This is a genomic window from Chitinophaga sp. (assembly GCF_036569125.1).
Taxonomy (GTDB): Bacteria; Bacteroidota; Bacteroidia; order Chitinophagales; family Chitinophagaceae; genus Chitinophaga.
Genome location: NZ_DATCRF010000036.1, coordinates 1 through 3,513 on the forward strand (window position 1 = coordinate 1; position 3,513 = coordinate 3,513).

3 protein-coding genes are annotated in these 3,513 nt (G+C 45.7%); all 3 read left to right on the forward strand.

Translation table 11 applies throughout. The features are described from left to right. Positions 1-608: hypothetical protein (locus tag VIM87_RS01195; protein WP_331995200.1), on the forward strand; the 608-nt coding region annotated here is incomplete at its 5' end. 175 nt (positions 609-783) lie between these two features. Further along, positions 784-1,407, forward strand: a complete 624-nt coding sequence (locus tag VIM87_RS01200) for a porin family protein (RefSeq protein ID WP_331995201.1) — start codon at positions 784-786, stop codon at positions 1,405-1,407. 243 nt (positions 1,408-1,650) lie between these two features. Further along, the coding region (gene lon / locus VIM87_RS01205) for an endopeptidase La (RefSeq protein WP_331995202.1) at positions 1,651-3,513 on the forward strand (1,863 nt) is incomplete at its 3' end.

Below are 3,513 nucleotides of genomic sequence, written 5' to 3' on the forward strand. Positions count from 1 at the left end.
CGTATACCCATTACTTTTTTGCTGATTCCAGCGATGTACCGCTTACCCCTATAAAAAATGAATTGTTTGCTTATTTCTATTACCGTGGCTGGTGGCTGCAACCCGGCATTAGCCTTGATTTTGGCTGGGGACAGCAAACAGGTACCACTACTTCTTACCGGCAAATAGGCCGTTTGCCCATCCGGATACGAAATGAAGTGACCACTACAGAATCCGGAAGGGATTTTAATATAATACTGGCCGTACGCCATCCGTTTATTTTTATGGATGTATTGAAGTATGATGATGTGGTGCTCATTACGCCTTCTCTTGGGTTAACGATGGGCACTGCGCATTATTACAGTAATATGAAGGCCTTCCAGTACATCTCCCGCTCTGCAAAGATCAAACAGGATATTAAAAGAAGTAAAAAGAATGCGAACGGCCAGCCCATAGAATCCACTGACCGTACCGGCTTTGAGCCCCGCGCAGTGGATCTGACCCTTAATTGCTCATACCTCATAGGCCGCTTTACCCTGGCGCCTGCCTATACCGTGTTTAAACCGCTGCAGGGAGAAGATACCAGCATTATGAGTTACTTCACCGCTAAAGTTAGTTTTGAATTTTAACAGATTACCGGTTTTTTTATTGTGTTGAGCACAGTTTATGAATGTTTAAGAAACATAGCATAGAATTTGCTACTACAAAAAAATAACAATGCTGTGTAGGGGAAAAAAACAGATCCCGTCTATTAAGCAGAGGTCATATCAATAGAAAAACACGCTTAAATCAAAACAACTGCACATGAAAAAACTGATTCTTGCGGTGGCAGTACTGGTCGTAACTGCTTTTTCATTTTCTACCGCCCATGCTCAGGACAGATTATTACGCTTTGGATTTAAAGGAGGTGCAAACCTTGGCAAACTGGATGGTACCGGTTACAATGACGGATTTAAGCTGGGCTATCACCTGGGCGGTTTTGCGCAGGTGAACCTGGTAAAGGGTTTTGGTGTACAGGGTGAATTGATCTTCTCTTCCACCAAAACAAAAACAACGGATAATTTCAGCGAGATCTATAACACAGATAACCTGAACGATCCATCCAACGACAACAAAAAGATCAGCTTAAACTATTTAAGCATTCCCATCCTGGCTAACTTCAATTTAGGTACGCCCCGTTTGAAGCTGCAGGTAGGTCCCCAGTTCAGCGCATTGCTGGGTGGCAAGAATGCCCTGGAAGGTACCAAAGATGCCTTTAAAGGCAGCGACGTAGCAGGTGTAGCCGGCTTATGGATCCAGCTGCCTATTGTGAACATCAGCGCCCGCTACATCATTGGTTTTACCGATGTGAAAAATGCAAGCGATGTAGCCAACACCAGCAACTGGAAAAACCAGTCTATTCAGCTGGGTGTAGGCGTAACGTTGTAATTACGAATTAAGTACTTCATAAATCAAAAGGCCTGCATTCTAAATGCAGGCCTTTTGATTTATGCCGTTTAAATTGACAATTATCCATCTCCACTCCGATCCGTTCGTAATTCGTAATTGACTAATTCGTAATTCCCATTGTGGCATTATCCTTGACCAATATAGTATTATACTAAAAATAGAGGGTAACAACGCCTTTGGGCTGACAAATTGTCTACCTTCACATGGAATTAAACTATTGCGATGAATAGATTTTATTTAGCGAATCCGGAAGAGGAGATGGAGTTTATGCCTATTATCCCTTTGAACGAGGATGTTGATGGTCAGGAAGATGATAAAATACCCGATGAACTTTCCATATTACCATTAAGAAATACAGTCCTGTTTCCCGGTGTGGTATTGCCCATTACCGTAGGCAGGGACAAATCTATAAAGGCGGTGAATGATGCGTACCGGACTGACAAATTGATTGGTGTGGTAGCGCAAAAAGACAGTACGGTAGAAGATCCTATTATTGCCGATCTGGCCAGCGTAGGTACCGTAGCCCGTATCGTAAAGCTCATTAAAATGCCGGACGGCGGCACCACCATCATTATACAGGGCCGCAAGCGTTTTAAGATAGATGCCATTACAACGGAAGATCCGTATTTCAAAGCCAACATTACCATCTTAAATGATGAAGTAGGGGAGGACGATGCAGAGTTTGACGCGTATATATCCTCCATTAAGGACCTGGCCGGGCAGATCATCCAGCTATCGCCCAACTTACCGTCTGAAGCCAGTGTAATATTGAAGAATATTGAAAATGCAGCCTTCCTGGTGCATTTTGTTTCCTCTAACCTGAACAGTGAATTAAAAGATAAACAGGAGCTGCTGGAGATCAACAACCTGCGCACCCGTGCAGAAACGTTGCTGAAGCTATTGCAGGTAGAGCTGCAGCTGGCAGAGCTGAAAAATAAGATCACCAATAAAACCAAGGCCGACCTGGATAAGCAGCAGCGGGAATACTTTCTGCAGCAGCAGCTGAAATCCATTAAGGAAGAACTGGGCGGTGATACCAATGACCGTGAGATCCGGGAAATGCAGCGCAAAGCAGAACAGAAAAAGTGGACAGAAGCCGCTGCAGACCTGTTCCGTAAAGGAATAGAAAAGCTGGAACGTATGCACCCCAGCACGCCGGATTACAGCGTGGTATACAACCACCTGGACCTTATGCTGGACCTGCCCTGGCAGGAATATACCCTGGATAGCTATGACCTGAAGAAAGCGCAGAAAGTGCTGGATAATGACCATTACGGTATGGATAAGATCAAGGAACGCATCCTTGAATACCTGGCCGTACTGAAGCTGAAGGGGGATATGAAATCGCCCATCCTGTGTTTTGTGGGCCCTCCGGGTATTGGTAAAACATCCTTAGGCCGTTCTATTGCTAATGCCATTGGCCGTAAATATGTACGTTTAAGCCTGGGCGGTTTGCATGATGAAAGCGAGATCCGCGGCCACCGTAAAACCTATATCGGGGCTATGCCCGGCCGCATTCTGCAATCCATCCGCAAAACAAGATCCTCCAACCCGGTAATGATCCTGGATGAGATAGATAAGATAGGCAATGATTTCCGTGGCGATCCCAGCTCCGCTTTGCTGGAAGTGCTGGACCCTGAGCAGAACAGCACTTTTTATGATAATTACCTGGAGCTGGAATATGACCTGAGCAAAGTATTGTTTATTGCTACAGCCAATAATATTGCGGCTATAAACCCCGCCCTGCGCGACCGTTTGGAGATCATTGACCTGAGCGGCTATTCAATAGAGGAGAAGGTGGAAATAGCCAAACGCCACCTGGTGCCCAAGCAGCGGGAAATGCACGGTCTGAAGGATGTGAAGATCAAATTCCCCGGCCAGGTGCTTACCAAAATGGTACAGGAATATACCCGGGAAAGCGGTGTACGTGAGCTGGACCGTTTACTGGCATCTGTAATGCGCTCCCTGGCTAAGAATGTAGCGCTGGATGAAAAGCTACCCGATACGCTTACCGAAGAAATGCTGGCTAAGATCCTGGGTAAATCCCGCTACTCCAACGAGCTGTATAAAGTAGGGAACCCGCCG

What these genes read in the sequence shown, in the direction of transcription:
- VIM87_RS01200 (WP_331995201.1), top strand. Translation starts at nt 784, where the DNA reads ATGAAAAAACTGATTCTTGCGGTGGCAGTACTGGTCGTAACTGCTTTT.